We start from the raw sequence: 15,180 nt of genomic DNA, 5'->3' as shown, positions 1-15,180 counted from the left end.
TATCGGGCTTTAGCCCCAAGTAACGCCAGTCAGTTCTTCGCTAACGCTCCATAATTGCGCAGCTATTTGTTGATCATATGCAATTGCCGCGGCGCGGGTGAGTTTTGGATTACCACGCATCTCCATAAATCCATCAGGCCCGATATATGAGGCGCCATATAGCCCCGGATAAGTTGCGGCGCAGAGCGTTGGTAGCGCACCACGTCCGGCGCTCTGTGCAAATATCGCATTTGCAAGTGCACCAGCGCGATCTTGCACAGATGCTCCGCTTATTAAATTGGTTGCGGCATAACCCGGGTGAGCAGCCACTGCTTCGATATTCCAGCCATTGCGATTGCTGCGACGTTCGAATTCATGGATGAAAAGTAAGTTAGCAAGTTTGCTTAAGGCATATGCCGACCAAGGGTTATAGGCGCCGATTCCGCGAGAGCGATTGCGTAGCTCATCTGAGGTAATTCCGGAGATGCGGGCGGCGCGATGCATCTGTGAAGAAACGGCAACGATTCTTTCGCTAACTTTCTCACGCAGTAAACCAGTAAGTGCGAAATGGCCTAAGTGATTGGTACCCATCTGCATTTCAAAACCATCTTTAGTTAGCGAAAATGGCGTAGCCATAACGCCTGCGTTAAGAATCAGCACATCAACTGGCTTAGTAAATTCCTTAGCAAATTTCTTAACCGATGCTAGATCGGCCAAATCAAGTAGCTTGAAATCAACGCGTTCTTTAGCGATCTCAGCGACAACTGCAGCGCCTTTGGCGGCATCACGTGCAGTGATTGTTACGTGAGCACCTGCGCGAGCAAGTTCTAGCGCAGTCTCTTTACCGATACCGCTGGTGCCACCTGTGATTAAGAATGATTTCCCGGTGAGATCACCAATGTCGGAAGCGCTCCAGCCACGTGGAATTGTGGTGACGATAGACATTTACTTTCCATTCTTTTCATTTAAATTAAATATTTTAAATAACTTGAGTGGAGATAAGGGGATTCGAACCCCTGACCTCTTCCATGCCATGGAAGCGCGCTACCAACTGCGCCATATCCCCGTGCTGTACGAGAGGGTAACTCTAGCGCACGTGATCTGGCACATCAGCGCCAGATTCTTCACCGAATACTGGCTCCAAGATAGAGCCGGCGTTATGTTCGGCTAAGTGCCAACCCTTAGGGCTAGTCTGCAAAATAGACCAGCGCGCATTTGAAAGCCCGCCGATCTTTCCCCAATGCGCCATCGGTAGATGTAGATAATGGCCAATTAAGCAACGCGCAGTACCACCGTGAGTTGCAACAACAATTAATTGATTCTCTTTATCGCCTAAGAACTCATCGATTGCTGCACTTGCGCGAGCTGCAACTTGGCTCCGACTCTCACCAATAGTTCCAGCAGGGTTATCGTTGCCATCGATCCAACGAACAAAATTTTCCAGATCTGCAGCGCGGTTTTCCGCACCGGTCTTACCTTCCCAGTGTCCGCCGTTGGTTTCACGTAAACGTTCGTCAACTAGTACTTCCATATTTACGATCTCGCCAAGTTTTGATGCGGTAACGCGAGCACGTGATAGATCACTACTTAAAATTGCAGTTGGTTCCATGCCAGCGATAATCGGTGCGGCAAGCTGTGCTTGATAAATTCCAACGCTATTTAACTCGATATCAGAGTGTCCCTGAAAACGGTTTACAACGTTCCAATCAGTCTGGCCATGGCGCCAGAGAAGAATGCGATTGTTCTTACCTGCCATCTGCCACAGTTTCCTTTACGACATCGAGTTCAATTGTTGGGCAATCATTCCAGAGGCGATCGAGCATGTAATAACGGCGTAGTTCGCTACTTTGGATATGCACAACTAGATCTGAATAATCAAGCAACACCCATTCGTCGGTGCCTTCACGGCGGGCCGGCTTCTCACCAATCAAACGGAGTTTTTCTTCAACCTCATCTGCAATGGCATCGACTTGGCGGATATTTGCACCGGTAATAATGAGAAATACTTCTGAGAGAACCATCTGATCTGAAAGATCGATAGCGATCATCTCCGTGCCAAATTTTTCAGCGGCAGCGCGGGCTGCAACTTGAGTTAACTCTGTAACGCTCTTACTTGCTGGCATAGAGGTTGTGCTCCTTTATATAAGCGGCTACCTGCGGTGAAACACTTTCTATCTCACCAGCGCGTACCGCAGTTGCAGATACGTTGAGCGCATTGATATCCAGATTCGGCGAACCTGGAAAGTCTGGGCGATCGATAACAATGAAGTCGACCATATCCTGTAATTCTTTGCTGCGATGCCAATCTGCGATCTTGCTAAAGGCATCTGTGCCTAAAATCAAAAGTATTTGATCTCCCGGATAAGTCTGGGCAACAGCGAAGACGGTATCGATGCTGTAACTCGGGCCGGAGCGCAGAATTTCAATTGGATTTACTTCTACGCGGCTAGCAATTTCAGGAGCTAAATCCTTTAACGCTGCCTGGCACATTGCGCGACGATCTGAACCTGCAGCAACGGGTTTTTGATCTCGCAAGCGGGGCTGCCCTGCTGGAACTAAAAGAATTCGATCTGCTATCTCGCGAGTTAATAATTCGGTAATTACGTGAAGGTGACCTAAATGAATAGGATCAAATGTTCCGCCGTAGATAGCGATCTTTGCCAAATGAAATTTCCCTAGTGAGAAAAATTATTGATCTAGACGAAGTACTAGATAGAGAAAGACTACAAAGACGATAAATGTGCCGACGCCGAAAGCAACTGGAGATGCAGGAAGTTCGCGTACGGTTTCAGAAGCTAGGTTGGTCAAAGCCGATTGGTTGATCATGGGTACAGACTACCCCCGCCCGTCTAGTAACTCTAAAAAGCGCGCCTCATCGATGATGGTGACGCCGAGTTCTTGGGCCTTGGCCAACTTGGAACCAGGATCTGTGCCGACCAAGACATAATCTGTTTTCTTAGAGACCGAACTAGCAGGTTTTCCGCCGTGGGCGGTAATTGTTTCGGCGATCGAATCGCGTGTGAATTTCTCTAGCCCGCCAGTTACGACAAAGGTAAGTCCTGCCAAAGTTTGCGGAAGATCAGCGGTTGCTTGCGCCTGCATGAATACTCCGGCCTTCTCCCATTTCTTAATAATTTCGCGGTGCCAATCAATAGCAAACCATTCAATGATTGACTGGGCAATTGTTTCGCCAACACCATCAATATCGGCGAGTTCTTGAGCATTTGCTTTAGCGATCGCGTGCATATCGCCAAAGGTATTTGCTAACGCTTGCGCAGCCGTTGGTCCTACGTGGCGAATAGAGAGCGCAACTATTACCCTCCAAAGTGGACGTGACTTCGCCTCTTCCAGAGCGGCCAGTAACTTTTCAATATTCTTTCCCGCGCTGCCATCTTTCTTGGTAAAGAATTCAGAGCGCATTAACTTATCTGTGGTTAAGCCAAATAAATCTGATTCGTCAACGATGATCGCATCGGTTAGCAAAGCGTTTGCTGCTTCATAACCCATCACATCAATATCTAGCGCGGCACGTAAGCCGATGTAGTAAATGCGCTCACGTAACTGCGCTGGGCAGCTCTGGGTATTTGGGCAGCGAATATCAACATCGCCTTCAGTGATCGCACGCAACGCAGAACCGCAATCAGGGCATTGCGTTGGCATAACGAAGGCGCGCTCTTTACCGGTGCGCTTATCAAGAACTGGGCCGAGGACTTCAGGAATGACATCGCCGGCTTTACGAATAATCACAACATCGCCAATCAAAACACCTTTGCGTTCGATTTCTTGCGCGTTATGCAAGGTCGCATTGGTAACCGTTGATCCAGCAACTTTGACAGGTTCCATATATGCAAAAGGTGTTACACGGCCAGTGCGACCAACGCTGACCTTAATATCTAATAACTTTGTGGTGACTTCTTCAGGAGGATATTTATAGGCGATCGCCCATTTCGGTGCGCGAGATGTAAAGCCGAGTTTTTCTTGTTCTGCAATTGAATCTACTTTGATAACCACTCCATCGATCTCGTGTTCAACATCGTGGCGATGTTCGTTGTAATACTCAATGAATTTCTCAACTTCTGTGCGCGAACCACAGACTTTAAAGCGCTCACTTGTAGGTAGCCCTAAGCCTTTTAAAGTTTCATAGGCTGCAGATTGTTCGGTAAAGGTAAGTCCTTCACGTGCACCGATTCCGTGCACAACAACGCTAAGTGGGCGAGATGCGCTAACGCGTGGATCTTTCTGGCGAAGTGAACCAGCGGCCGCATTTCGAGGATTGGCAAAGAGTGACTTACCGGATTCTTCTAAACCATCATTTAACTCTTGAAAGGCTGCCAGCGGGAAGAAGACTTCGCCACGGACTTCAATACGGGTTGGCACTTTCTTGCCGCTTAGCGCGTGTGGCAAACCCTTAATAGTTTTAACGTTAAGCGTCACATCTTCACCAGTAACACCATTGCCGCGAGTTAGTGCGCGGGTTAGCTGGCCATCTTCAAAGAGTAAGTTGATCGCAAGGCCATCTACCTTTAACTCGCAGAGATAAGAAGTTTCGCCGATCTCTTTTTCAACGCGATCAAACCATGCGGCGAGCTCTTGGGTATCAAAGACGTTATCAAGGCTCATCATCTTTTCGATGTGATCGTGTTGATCAAAAGTCGTTGCAAATCCCCCACCAACGCCTAGTGATGGTGAATCAGGCGCAAGGAGCTCAGGATGTTTGGCTTCTAGCGCCCCTAACTCTTTTAGCAGCGCATCAAATTGCGCATCGGTAATTGCTGGAGCATCTAAAACATAATATTTAAATTGGTGATCGCGGATTTCATTTGTTAACTCGGTAATGCGGTGGCGTGCTTGGTTGCTCATGCGCTCTCGCAAATTGTTGCTGAACCCACCACACGATCACCATCGTAAATAACCATCGCTTGGCCATTGGCGATACCAAGTAGCGGCTTATCTAGATCTGCAACCAAACGGTCATCTGCGTAGTAATAAGTGCAATCAAGTGGTGCACCATGGGCGCGAACCTGAACAAAACCGCGAAGTGGTTTCTCATCAATGGCTGGACCGCACCAAATGGTTTTCTCACCTTGCAACTGGCTAACTGCTAGCTCTTCACGAGATCCAACAACCACAGTATTTGTAACTGGTTCGATCTTTAATACAAAGCGCGGTGAACCATCGGCGGTAGGAACGTTAAGTCCCAAGCCTTTGCGTTGGCCGATTGTGTATGTGTAAGCGCCTTTATGTTCGCCGATCTTTGTGCCCGATTGATCAACGATCGGACCTGTTTCACTTCCTAAACGATCGCGCAGCCAACCAGCGTTATCACCGGATGGAACAAAACAAATATCGTGGCTATCAGGTTTTTGGGCAACTGCTAACCCACGGGCTTCGGCTTCAATACGTATATCAACTTTTTCGGTATCGCCTAATGGAAAGATCGCACCGCTAATTTGTTCGGTGTTTAAAACTGCTAAAACATACGATTGATCTTTTAGCGGATCAATTGCGCGGTGCAAGGTTCGGCCCATCGGACCTTCTTGGGTGCGCGCATAGTGTCCAGTAACAACGCCATCAAATCCCATCGCCTTTGCGCGATCAAGCACTGCGGCAAATTTAATCTTCTCGTTGCAACGCAGACATGGGTTAGGTGTGCGACCTGCCGCATATTCAGCGAGGAAGTTTTCAACAACGCCTTGATGAAATTCTTCGGCCATATCCCAGATATAGAAAGGAATACCGATCTTGTCGGCAGCGCGACGGGCATCGTGTGAATCTTCAATGGTGCAACAACCGCGCGCACCAGAACGATATTTTTGTGGATTTGAAGCTAAAGCTAAATGCACACCAATTACTTCGTGGCCGGCTTCAACTGCGCGCGCTGCGGCAACTGCAGAATCAACGCCGCCGCTCATGGCTGCGATTATCTTCATTTGGAGGCCGCCGCTCTGCCGCGATTTATAACGGTGGGAAGTACGGATAAGGCGAAATCGATATCGGATTCGGTTGAGGTTGCGCCGCAAGAAAAACGTAGTGATGATTGTGCAGTTATTTCGGTGTGGCCCATTGCAAGTAATACATGGCTGGGGCGGTGCACGCCTGCGCTGCAAGCAGCACCTGTTGAGCAAGAAACTTTTTCAGAGTCCATTAACAAGAGAAGAGAATCGCTCTGTGTTCCGGGGAAGGTGACGTTGGTGATTCCAGGCAGGCGCGGTGCATCCACACCATTTATATAAGCATCAGGCACTGACGTGCGTAGCCCACTTTCAAATCGATCGCGTAGGGCACTTACTCGCGCAGAATCGTAATTTGAACTTTCTACAGCTGCGGCAAAGGCGACGATCGATGGCGCATTTAAAGTTCCGCTGCGAATTTCGCGCTCTTGTCCCCCGCCATGCAAGAGCGCAGGAATTTCAAAGGCGCGCCGAAGCACTAGGACTCCGATGCCAAGTGGTCCACCAACTTTATGTGCGCTCAGCGCCATCGACATAACGCCGAGATCTTTATAAGAAAGTGGCGTCTTGGTAAATGATTGAACCGCATCAGTGTGAACTGGAATATCTCCGGCGATCTTTACAACTTCGCCAACCGGTTGAATTACACCAGTCTCGTTATTGGAGTGCATAACTGAAATCAAAGCGATCTCGTTGCCGCGCTTTGTGATTAACTTTTTTAGGAAATCTAAATCAATGAGACCTGTCTTGGTGACGGGAATTTCAATTAGCTCTGCGCCCTCATGTTCGACCAACCAGCGCGCCGGATCTAGAACCGCGTGGTGTTCAACGGCGCTGATCACAATTACTTTCTTGCCAGATTTCCAGAACAAACCTTTTATTGCCGCGTTATCTGCTTCGGTTCCAGAACCGGTAAAGATAATTTCGGAAGGCAACGCGCCAACGGCCTTGGCTATCACTTCGCGCGCATCTTCTACATCTTTTCGAGTCGCGCGCCCCTGTGTGTGAAGTGACGAAGGGTTGCCAATCTTGGAGAGTGAGCTAGTCATCGCTGCAATCGCAGCATCAGCCATCGGCGTAGTTGCCGCATGATCTAGGTAGACGCTCATTGGAGCAGTCTAGTTGACGACGGTAATTAACCCTTTTTCGCTGAGATGCCCTGCGTAGCCTGCGGCAATACGTTGAAGAGATCGCCGATAACGCCGAAATCTGCGATATCAAAGAGCGGTGCTTCAGGATCTTTATTTACGACGACGATCGTCTTAGATGTCTGCATACCTGCGCGGTGTTGGATCGCACCTGAAATTCCGCAAGCCACATATAACTGTGGGCTAACGCTCTTGCCGGTCTGTCCGACTTGGTGTGAATGTGGATACCAACCGGCATCAGTTGCCGCACGCGATGCACCAACTGCGGCGCCGAGTTCGTCAGCGAATTTTTCAACCGCTGCGAAATCTCCATTTGTACCGCGACCACCTGAAACAACGATATTTGCTTCCGTTAACTCAGGACGTCCACCCTTAACAGGAGGTTGCGATGAGGAGATCTTAGATTTCTTCGCCGCATCTGAAATAGCAGCAGTCGCGTTTTCGATTGCAGGAGTTGCAGCAGTTAGATCTGCTTCCACGCTATTTGGGCGAACTGTGATGATTGGTGTTCCGTGAGAAACCTTTGAGTGAACTGTTGTTGAACCGCCGAATACCAACTGTGTTGCAGTGGCATCTGCTGAGACATCCACGGCATCTGTGATGATGCCGGATTCAGTAAGTACTGCAACGCGGGCAGCGACTTCTTTACCGAAGGCATGAGATGCAATCAGAACCGCAGTTGGGGAGTTCTCTTTGATCAAGTTTGCTAGAGCATCAGCAGATGCAGCAACACCAAATTGTGCGAAGTCATCTGATTCAACAACCAAGACGTTGGCGATCGGACCTTGATTTACAGTTGCAGCAAGCGCTGCCCCTTTACCTGCGGCAGCAAGAACAACTGCTGTTACTGAACCAATACGCGCTCCAGCAGTTGCTAGCTCTGCCGTTGTTTTGCTCGCCTTTTCACCTGAAAAATCAGTGAGGATAAATACTTTGCTCATATCAACTTCTTCTCTGCTAGGAAGTTAACTAGCGCTTCTCCGCCGCTACCTTCATCGGTTACTTTCAAACCTGCAGCGCGTGGTGGGCGCGGGGTTGCATCGCTTACTTGTGACCAAGCGTTTTGTGCACTGGCGCCAACTGCTGCTAAATCCTTCTGCTCAATTGTCTTCTTCTTCGCTGCCATGATTCCTTTAAATGATGGGTAACGCGGTTCGTTGATCTTCTCAACAACGCTAATCACGCAAGGAAATGCCGCAGAGATTTCATCTACGCCAGCTTCTGTAACGCGGGTAATTGCAACTGTTCCTGCAGGATCAACGGTTACCTTGGAAGCAAAAGTTAACTGCGCCCAACCTAGGCGAGCGCTGATCATCGCTGGTACAACGCTCATGCGCGCATCAGTTGATTCAGTTCCACAAATTACTAAGTCATAGCCGCCATCTGAAATCACTTTGGCGAGAACTGCAGATGTTGAAAGCGCATCTGCACCGGCGAGCGCGCCATCAGTTACCAAGATTGCATCGTTTGCACCCATTGAAAGCGCTTTGCGAACTGCTTCAGTTGCGCGTTCTGGCCCCATCGAAATCACCGTGACGGTATTTGCGCCGCCCTCTTCATTGCCGCCGTGAGCTTCTGCGATACGCAGCGCTTCTTCAACGGCATATTCATCAAGATCATTAAGTACTGCATCAACACTTTCGCGATCGAGTACTCCATTGACCATCTTCTTCTCGGCCCATGAATCTGGAACCTGCTTTACGCATACGGCGATCTTCATAGCGCAGATGTTACCGACCAGTAGCCTTTTCCGCTAGGGCAAAACCCTCAACCAATACTTCATCTTTCCTTTGCCAACACTTAACCTCACAGGTTCCTTTAAGTCGGTTTTAACCTTCAACCTGTGAACCATGTTGGAATTTAGAGAGGCGTTGGAAGTTAAAGACGCCAACCCTCTGCGAATACTTGTCGTAACGGAGGCCTTCCTCCCGCAAGTAAATGGCGTAACTAACTCAGTACTTCGCCTTCTCGAATTCTGCAGATCACAAGGACATCAAGTGCTGGTTATCGCACCTGAGAGCGAGAACGCGCCCAAGGAATATTGCGGATACAAGATTAAGCACGTTCCAAGTATCGATATGAAGAAGTTGATTCCGATGGGACTCCCGCAGCGAACTCTCGAACCATTTATCGAAGGCTTTGCACCAGATGTAATCCATCTAGCTTCACCAATCTTCTTAGGCCATTACGTTGCACGGTTAGCCAAGAAGGCCGGCATACCAACTGTTTCGGTTTATCAAACTGATATCGCAGGCTTTGCTCGTCATTACGGTTTAACAATTGCGCATGCAACTCTGAAACGCTGGGTCGCACGAATTCACTCGACTACCGATCTCACTCTTGCTCCTTCATCCTGGGCCTGCCGCGATCTTGAAAACTCTGGCGTTAAAAACATAAAGCTCTGGCAGCGTGGAGTAAACATTGAAAACTTCCAGCCTTCTAAATTTGATGCAGATTTCCGTAGCGAACTTTTAACAACCCGCGGTAGAAAGCCTTCACCTAAATATCTAGTTGGTTATGTGGGCCGTCTTGCAAACGAGAAGCGAGTAAGTGATCTAGAAGTTATCGATCGCCACCCAGATTTCCAATTGGTAATTGTGGGCGATGGACCTGCGCGAACTAAATTAGAGGACGATCTTCCCAACGCAATCTTTGTGGGATATCAATCTGGTGCAGAACTGGCGCGGTATGTGGCAGCACTTGATGTCTTTGTTCATACTGGCAAACACGAAACTTTCTGCCAGGCGATTCAAGAATCACTCGCCTCAGGAACAGTGGTCGTAGGCCCCGACACCGGTGGCCCTACAGATCTGATTGAACACGGAAAAACCGGGCTTTTAATCGACACATCAAACTCACATCAACTCTTGGAATCTGTCTTCACTCTTGCCGAGCATCCAGCGCGGGATCTAATGGAAGAAGCTGCACGTAAATCCGTAGAACATCGAACATGGGATCAGATCAATGAAGAACTTATTAAGCATTATCGAGAAACTATCCGCGTTGTTGCATCACAGAAAGATCTGGTCGCATGAAAATTATCCACATCGCCAATTTCTATGGCCCTAAGTCCGGTGGCATAAAGACCACGCTTCATAATCTCGGCACTGGATATACAAGCCAGGGCCATGAATTTACCTACATAGTTCCAGGCGCTGGTCTGCATCATGAAAAGACGCCACACGGCACCAGAATTACAGTTCCATCTTTACTTATTCCATTTACGGGTGGATACCGCATCATCAAATCAAATCGTCAGATCAGAAATATGTTGCTTGCGCTTTCACCTGATCGCATCGAAGTATCTGATCGATTTACCCTTTCCAGCGTTGGGCGTTGGGCGAAGTCACGCAAGATCACAACGTTGGTATTTAGCCACGAAACTTTGCGCGGGTTGATCAAGACTTATCTACCATTTTCAGCCAAGAAGTTCGTTGCCTGGCATAACCAACGGCTTGCCAAATCATTTGACTATGTAATTGCCACAACTAAATTTGCATCTTCAGAATTTCTTGCCATAGGAACTAAGAACTTGATTCAAGTTCCCTTGGGCGTTGATCTTAAGACTTTCTCACCAAAGAACCGCGATCTTGAGTTACGCACCAAACTTTTAAAGGGTGGCGAAATTCTTCTCGTTCATTGCGGAAGACTTTCACCAGAGAAGAAGCCAGAGCGATCAATCCAAGCCCTGCGCGAGCTGTTAAAGCGCGGAGTTAATGCGCGTCTAATCTATGTTGGAACTGGGCCGCTACATAAGAAACTTTACGAATCTTCCCGCGATATTCCTGTAACTTTTCTCGGTTATATCTCGGATAAGAAATATCTCGCATCGGTTGTCGCTTCAGCCGATATCTCAATTGCACCTGGACCAATTGAGACTTTCTGCTTATCGGCCCTTGAATCTTTAGCCAGCGGAACACCGGTTGTTGCCTCAGAAACAAGTGCGGTCGGTGAATTCCTTCTCGTTGATTCTTCAGATTTTGTTGGGCAAGTGGCGGCAAATAACGGTTCTGACTTTGCTGACGCGATCGAAACGCTAATTGGTAAGTTGAAGACAGATAACACTTTGCGCAGTCGTTGCCATCACCAGGCCGAGAACTTCCCTTGGTCCTCAACTATCTCGCAGATGCTTTCACTCGGTAAGAAGCCAAACCTCCAAGTTCTGAGGGCGGCTTAACTATGAGCGCGCCGCTTACCTTTGCTGTGATCGGCGATAGCGCGGCATCCGGTGTTGGAGATTCTGACGGCCATGGTAACAACCTAGGCTGGAGTTATCACCTAGCTAAATCATTTCAAGAACCGCTGATCTTTATCAATGCATCTCGCCCGGGTGCAAGGTCAGCTGAAGTATTGGAAGAGCAACTTCCAAAAATTTTGCTCCATAACCCGGATTTAGTAGCAGTTGTTGTAGGTGGCAATGATCTTTTGCGCAGCAACTTCAACCCACAGAAGTTTGCAGAGAACTTGCGAAAGACTTTGCTAGAACTTGTATCTAGAGGTTGCACGATTATGTTGCTTGAACTTCATGATCCAACCAAGATCGTGCCTATGCCATATCTAATTGGGCGAATCTGCCGTCGCAGAGTTGCCGCGGTAAATGCATCTACAAGAGCCCTTGGCAAAACTTTTGGAGCAGTACTGATGGAGACTCGCTCGTTGCAGGATATTTATGCGCGCGAGAAATGGCACGTAGATCGTATGCATCCCAGCAAATTAGGCCATCAATTTATCGCTGCACAATATGCCAACCTCTTAACTCATCGTGGTTATGAGATCGGTGAAGTAAAGATCGATCCCGTAAATAACCGGAGCCGTCGCGATTCAATTATCTGGATGTTGAGGAATGGCACTCCATGGTTTTTAAAGCGCAGCGTTGATCTGCTACCTGGGCTTATTTTGCTGAGCGCTGCTGAGCTAATCTTCATAATTCGCCAGAAATTTGCAGGTCTAGTTTCCCAATTTAAAGGCTTGCAGGGCAAGATAAGTCCATGCTCCCAGCCGACCCTCTCACCCTCGGGGCCACACTTACAGATGGTGGAGCAAACTTTGCAATCTGGTCTAACGCCGCAGATGCCATCGAGCTCTGCCTCTTCAATGAGGCCAATGGCAAGTTAGTTGAAACTCGCTTTGCGATGTCACATCGCAATGGCCCGATCTGGCACGGCTACTTAGCGGGAGTAAAGGCCGGACAACGTTATGGCTATCGCGTCTACGGCCCATGGCAACCTGAAAATGGTGTGCGCTTTAACGCGGCAAAACTATTGATCGATCCTTACACCCATCAACTAGATGGCCAATTGGAATATGTCCCTGAAATTTATGGACATGTCGCAAGTGATGCAATCGGAAGCGGCGATAACACGGTGCGCGATGATCGCGATAGCGCAGGCTCTGTTCCTTACTCCGTCGTTACAAACCATCCGGTGCGCGAGATACATCGCCCGCTTGTTCCTTGGGCAAACACTTTAATTTACGAAGCACATGTTCAAGGTTTGACTGCAAAGAATGAAGAGATTCCCGCCAACGAACGCGGTACATATAAAGCACTTGGCCATCCCAGCACGATTGCGCATCTAAAGAAATTAGGCGTTACCGCACTTGAACTTCTGCCAATTCATTCTTATCTAACCGAACCATCTATCTGGGACCGCGGCCGGAAAAACCATTGGGGCTATAACGCAATTGCCTTTAGCGCACCGCATGGCGCATATGCGGCAACCGCAGATCCGATTTCAGAGTTACAAGAAGCTGTTGATCGCTTACACGAGAACGATATTGAGGTAATTCTCGATGTCGTTTACAACCACACCGCTGAAGGCGGAGTTGGTGGACCGACGTTATCTTTTAAAGGTATCGACAATAAAGCTTGGTATCGCCAAGATAGCCAAGGCAATTACATCGATGTAACCGGATGCGGCAACACCTTAGCCAGCAGTAATCCACATGCGGTGCGACATATTGTTGATTCACTTCGTTGGTGGGTTGAAGTAATTGGCGTAGATGGCTTTAGATTTGATTTAGCAGCAGCGTTGTACACCAGCCACAGCGCATTTAACTCATCGCTTATGTCAGCTATCGAAGCAGATTCAGTTTTACGTAACTTTAAGATGATCGCTGAGCCTTGGGATGTAACTCGTTATTCGCTAGGTGATTTCCCGCATCCGTGGCGCGAGTGGAACGATGCTTATCGCGACTCGGTGCGCCAGTTCTGGTTAGGTGATTTAGCGCGCGGTTACGGCGAAGGCGTTGCTGATATCGCATCGCGCATCAGTGGCTCAAGCGATATTTTCTATTATCGCGGGCCAACTTCATCAATTAACTTCATCTCCGCACATGATGGCTTTACCTTGGCCGACTTAGTTATGTACCAAGATAAACATAACGGCCCGAATCAAGAAGATAGCAAAGATGGCCATAACGACAACCGCTCTTGGAATCTCGGCGTTGAAGGTCCTAGCGATGATCCCTTAGTTAAAGCTCACCGTCATCAATTGAAGAAATCAATGATGGCAACGCTGCTTCTCTCTTCAGGTGTGCCGATGATGACTATGGGCGATGAAATTGGTCGTACTCAAAACGGTTCTAATAATGGTTACTCACTGCCACGAGATATGAGCCCGCTTATGGAAGATAGCGAAGCAAACTTCCTGGGTGGTTGGGCAAATAAGTGGAAGTTAAATGAAGAAGAATCTGATCTCTTCGATGCGGTCTCTGAACTTGCCCATATTCGTAAGCAGTACCTAGAAGGTGTCGCACACGAATTCTTTACCGGCACAGTTGATGCCGGAACGAAACGAAAAGATATTGCGTGGTTCTCACTTGGCGGTCATGAGATGCATGAAGATCACTGGCAAGATGGTGAAAAGCGCAGCCTGACAGTATTTATCGAAGCTGGTTCAGAGCGCGGACTTCTATTACTTCTTAACTCTTCCAAATCAGAGACACCATTTACCTTGCCCGATGAAAACTGGGGACACTCATTCCGCAGAATCTTCGATGCCGCAACACCAGTGCAAACACACGAACCGATCATTCGCCCGCCCGCCAGCAAAGTAGATGTGGCGGCGCATTGTGCGCAGGTGTGGCTAGTAACACGCAATTAATTTTGTAATTAACCGCGCTAGAAATGCGCAGGTACTAGGTAGTAAACATCACGCTCACCTAAAATTTGAACCATGCTCGCATTAGTCGCACCGGGTCAAGGTGCCCAGACTCCAGGAATGCTGGAGCCATGGATACAAGATCCTGCCGCCAAGCTCCTTGTGCAGCAGTGGTCACACGAAATAGGACTTGATCTAGTTCGCTTAGGCACAACCGCTGATGCCGAAGAAATTAAAGACACCGCAAATGCCCAACCGTTAATTGTTGCTGCTGGTTTACTTGGTGCTCGGGCACTCAATAAAGAAAATAACCTTGCATTTGTCGCAGGTCATTCAGTAGGTGAAATCACCGCTGCTGCCCTAGCAGGAGTTATTAACGACCTGGATGCGATGAAGTTGGTACGTGCTCGTGGAATTGAAATGGCAAAAGCCGCTGCAATTAAACCAGCTGGGATGGCGGCGGTCTTAGGTGGAGATCGTGAAGTCGTACTTCGTGCAATTGCAGATCTTGGATTGGTCGCGGCAAACGATAACGGCGCTGGACAGATTGTTGCTGCTGGAGATTTAGAGGCGCTTGCACAATTAGCACCCGAAGGTGCACGTGTGCGCGCTCTTGCGGTGGCTGGCGCATTTCACACTTCCTATATGGAACCTGCGGTTGCACCGCTTCGCGCACTTGCTGCTTCACTTGAGGTGCAAGATCCAAAGTGTGGTGTTATCTCCAATAAAGATGGTGCGGTAATTCGTGATGGACGTGAAATCTTAGATCGCATCGTTGCCCAGATCTCTAACCCAGTTCGTTGGGATCTATGTATGACAACGCTCTCCGAGAACGTATCTGGTGCACTAGAAGTTCCACCTGCTGGAACCTTGGTCGGTCTCTTAAAGCGCGCGGTACCAATCGTTGAAACCTTTGCACTCAAGGCAGTTGCTGATCTTGAGTTAGCTAATGAATTTGCACTGCGACATAACCAAGAAGTAAGTAATTAAGAGTTAAGGTAG

15 protein-coding genes and 1 tRNA gene are annotated in these 15,180 nt (G+C 48.5%); 5 read left to right on the top strand and 11 right to left on the bottom strand.

Annotation, left to right across the window (positions count from 1 at the left end):
• Positions 1 to 9: 9 nt before the first annotated feature.
• The 11 genes from A1sIIB106_RS02040 to A1sIIB106_RS01995 all read right to left on the bottom strand — a co-directional run bounded on the left by A1sIIB106_RS02040 (position 10) and on the right by A1sIIB106_RS01995 (position 8,798).
• Positions 10 to 924 (bottom strand): oxidoreductase, encoded by a 915-nt coding sequence (locus A1sIIB106_RS02040; RefSeq protein WP_095677203.1) that lies wholly within the window; start codon positions 922 to 924, stop codon positions 10 to 12.
• Between the two features lie 48 nt (positions 925 to 972).
• Positions 973 to 1,045, bottom strand: a tRNA-Ala gene (locus tag A1sIIB106_RS02035).
• Between the two features lie 21 nt (positions 1,046 to 1,066).
• Positions 1,067 to 1,735 (bottom strand): histidine phosphatase family protein, encoded by a 669-nt coding sequence (locus tag A1sIIB106_RS02030; protein ID WP_095677202.1) that lies wholly within the window; start codon positions 1,733 to 1,735, stop codon positions 1,067 to 1,069.
• Positions 1,725 to 2,102 (bottom strand): ribosome silencing factor, encoded by a 378-nt coding sequence (gene rsfS / locus A1sIIB106_RS02025; protein ID WP_095670849.1) that lies wholly within the window; start codon positions 2,100 to 2,102, stop codon positions 1,725 to 1,727. Before rsfS ends, A1sIIB106_RS02030 begins: the two co-directional genes overlap by 11 nt.
• Positions 2,089 to 2,643, bottom strand: coding sequence for a nicotinate (nicotinamide) nucleotide adenylyltransferase (gene nadD / locus A1sIIB106_RS02020; protein WP_095677201.1), 555 nt, complete (start codon positions 2,641 to 2,643; stop codon positions 2,089 to 2,091). The genes rsfS and nadD overlap by 14 nt, the downstream gene beginning before the upstream one ends.
• Before the next feature lie 24 nt (positions 2,644 to 2,667).
• Entirely contained in the window at positions 2,668 to 2,805 is a 138-nt protein-coding gene (locus tag A1sIIB106_RS07135; RefSeq protein ID WP_190276908.1) for a hypothetical protein, read from the bottom strand.
• A 9-nt stretch (positions 2,806 to 2,814) separates the two neighbouring features.
• Positions 2,815 to 4,839 (bottom strand): NAD-dependent DNA ligase LigA, encoded by a 2,025-nt coding sequence (gene ligA, locus A1sIIB106_RS02015; protein WP_095677200.1) that lies wholly within the window; start codon positions 4,837 to 4,839, stop codon positions 2,815 to 2,817.
• Positions 4,836 to 5,909, bottom strand: a complete 1,074-nt coding sequence (gene mnmA, locus A1sIIB106_RS02010) for a tRNA 2-thiouridine(34) synthase MnmA (RefSeq protein WP_095677199.1) — start codon at positions 5,907 to 5,909, stop codon at positions 4,836 to 4,838. The genes ligA and mnmA overlap by 4 nt, the downstream gene beginning before the upstream one ends.
• On the bottom strand, positions 5,906 to 7,039 hold the full coding sequence (locus A1sIIB106_RS02005) for a cysteine desulfurase family protein (protein ID WP_095677198.1): 1,134 nt from the start codon (positions 7,037 to 7,039) through the stop codon (positions 5,906 to 5,908). Before A1sIIB106_RS02005 ends, mnmA begins: the two co-directional genes overlap by 4 nt.
• 26 nt (positions 7,040 to 7,065) lie before the next feature.
• Positions 7,066 to 8,019, bottom strand: a complete 954-nt coding sequence (locus A1sIIB106_RS02000; RefSeq protein ID WP_095677197.1) for an electron transfer flavoprotein subunit alpha/FixB family protein — start codon at positions 8,017 to 8,019, stop codon at positions 7,066 to 7,068.
• The gene (locus A1sIIB106_RS01995) at positions 8,016 to 8,798 is read right to left on the bottom strand and encodes an electron transfer flavoprotein subunit beta/FixA family protein (protein ID WP_095677196.1); all 783 of its coding nucleotides are present in this window, start codon (positions 8,796 to 8,798) and stop codon (positions 8,016 to 8,018) included. Before A1sIIB106_RS01995 ends, A1sIIB106_RS02000 begins: the two co-directional genes overlap by 4 nt.
• A 130-nt stretch (positions 8,799 to 8,928) precedes the next feature.
• Between A1sIIB106_RS01995 and A1sIIB106_RS01990 the strand changes: the two genes are divergently transcribed.
• The 5 genes from A1sIIB106_RS01990 (at position 8,929) to A1sIIB106_RS01970 (ending at position 15,168) form a co-directional block, all read left to right on the top strand.
• Complete coding sequence (locus tag A1sIIB106_RS01990) at positions 8,929 to 10,113, top strand: glycosyltransferase family 4 protein (protein ID WP_095677195.1); 1,185 nt, start codon at positions 8,929 to 8,931, stop codon at positions 10,111 to 10,113.
• A complete protein-coding gene (locus A1sIIB106_RS01985; RefSeq protein WP_095677194.1) occupies positions 10,110 to 11,255 on the top strand; it encodes a glycosyltransferase in 1,146 nt (381 codons plus the stop codon). Before A1sIIB106_RS01990 ends, A1sIIB106_RS01985 begins: the two co-directional genes overlap by 4 nt.
• A gap of 2 nt (positions 11,256 to 11,257) precedes the next feature.
• Positions 11,258 to 12,193: an SGNH/GDSL hydrolase family protein gene (locus A1sIIB106_RS01980; protein ID WP_223299506.1), complete on the top strand. Its 936-nt coding sequence runs from the start codon at positions 11,258 to 11,260 to the stop codon at positions 12,191 to 12,193.
• The gene (gene glgX, locus A1sIIB106_RS01975; protein WP_223299524.1) at positions 12,130 to 14,181 is read left to right on the top strand and encodes a glycogen debranching protein GlgX; all 2,052 of its coding nucleotides are present in this window, start codon (positions 12,130 to 12,132) and stop codon (positions 14,179 to 14,181) included. The genes A1sIIB106_RS01980 and glgX overlap by 64 nt, the downstream gene beginning before the upstream one ends.
• A gap of 72 nt (positions 14,182 to 14,253) precedes the next feature.
• Positions 14,254 to 15,168, top strand: coding sequence for an ACP S-malonyltransferase (locus A1sIIB106_RS01970; RefSeq protein WP_095677192.1), 915 nt, complete (start codon positions 14,254 to 14,256; stop codon positions 15,166 to 15,168).
• Positions 15,169 to 15,180: the final 12 nt, after the last annotated feature.

Origin of the sequence: Candidatus Planktophila lacus, from assembly GCF_002288325.1 — a bacterium.
Classification (GTDB): Bacteria; Actinomycetota; Actinomycetes; order Nanopelagicales; family Nanopelagicaceae; genus Planktophila; species Planktophila lacus.
The sequence above is the reverse complement of the archived record's forward strand: the minus strand, read 5'-3'. Positions and strand labels throughout refer to the sequence as shown.

What these genes read in the sequence shown, in the direction of transcription:
- A1sIIB106_RS01970 (WP_095677192.1), top strand. Translation starts at nt 14,254, where the DNA reads ATGCTCGCATTAGTCGCACCGGGTCAAGGTGCCCAGACTCCAGGAATG.
- A1sIIB106_RS02040 (WP_095677203.1), bottom strand. Translation starts at nt 924, where the DNA reads ATGTCTATCGTCACCACAATTCCACGTGGCTGGAGCGCTTCCGACATT.
- A1sIIB106_RS01990 (WP_095677195.1), top strand. Translation starts at nt 8,929, where the DNA reads ATGTTGGAATTTAGAGAGGCGTTGGAAGTTAAAGACGCCAACCCTCTG.
- A1sIIB106_RS01995 (WP_095677196.1), bottom strand. Translation starts at nt 8,798, where the DNA reads ATGAAGATCGCCGTATGCGTAAAGCAGGTTCCAGATTCATGGGCCGAG.
- A1sIIB106_RS01980 (WP_223299506.1), top strand. Translation starts at nt 11,258, where the DNA reads ATGAGCGCGCCGCTTACCTTTGCTGTGATCGGCGATAGCGCGGCATCC.
- A1sIIB106_RS07135 (WP_190276908.1), bottom strand. Translation starts at nt 2,805, where the DNA reads ATGATCAACCAATCGGCTTTGACCAACCTAGCTTCTGAAACCGTACGC.
- A1sIIB106_RS02000 (WP_095677197.1), bottom strand. Translation starts at nt 8,019, where the DNA reads ATGAGCAAAGTATTTATCCTCACTGATTTTTCAGGTGAAAAGGCGAGC.
- A1sIIB106_RS02005 (WP_095677198.1), bottom strand. Translation starts at nt 7,039, where the DNA reads ATGAGCGTCTACCTAGATCATGCGGCAACTACGCCGATGGCTGATGCT.
- rsfS (WP_095670849.1), bottom strand. Translation starts at nt 2,102, where the DNA reads ATGCCAGCAAGTAAGAGCGTTACAGAGTTAACTCAAGTTGCAGCCCGC.
- ligA (WP_095677200.1), bottom strand. Translation starts at nt 4,839, where the DNA reads ATGAGCAACCAAGCACGCCACCGCATTACCGAGTTAACAAATGAAATC.
- A1sIIB106_RS01985 (WP_095677194.1), top strand. Translation starts at nt 10,110, where the DNA reads ATGAAAATTATCCACATCGCCAATTTCTATGGCCCTAAGTCCGGTGGC.
- A1sIIB106_RS02030 (WP_095677202.1), bottom strand. Translation starts at nt 1,735, where the DNA reads ATGGCAGGTAAGAACAATCGCATTCTTCTCTGGCGCCATGGCCAGACT.
- mnmA (WP_095677199.1), bottom strand. Translation starts at nt 5,909, where the DNA reads ATGAAGATAATCGCAGCCATGAGCGGCGGCGTTGATTCTGCAGTTGCC.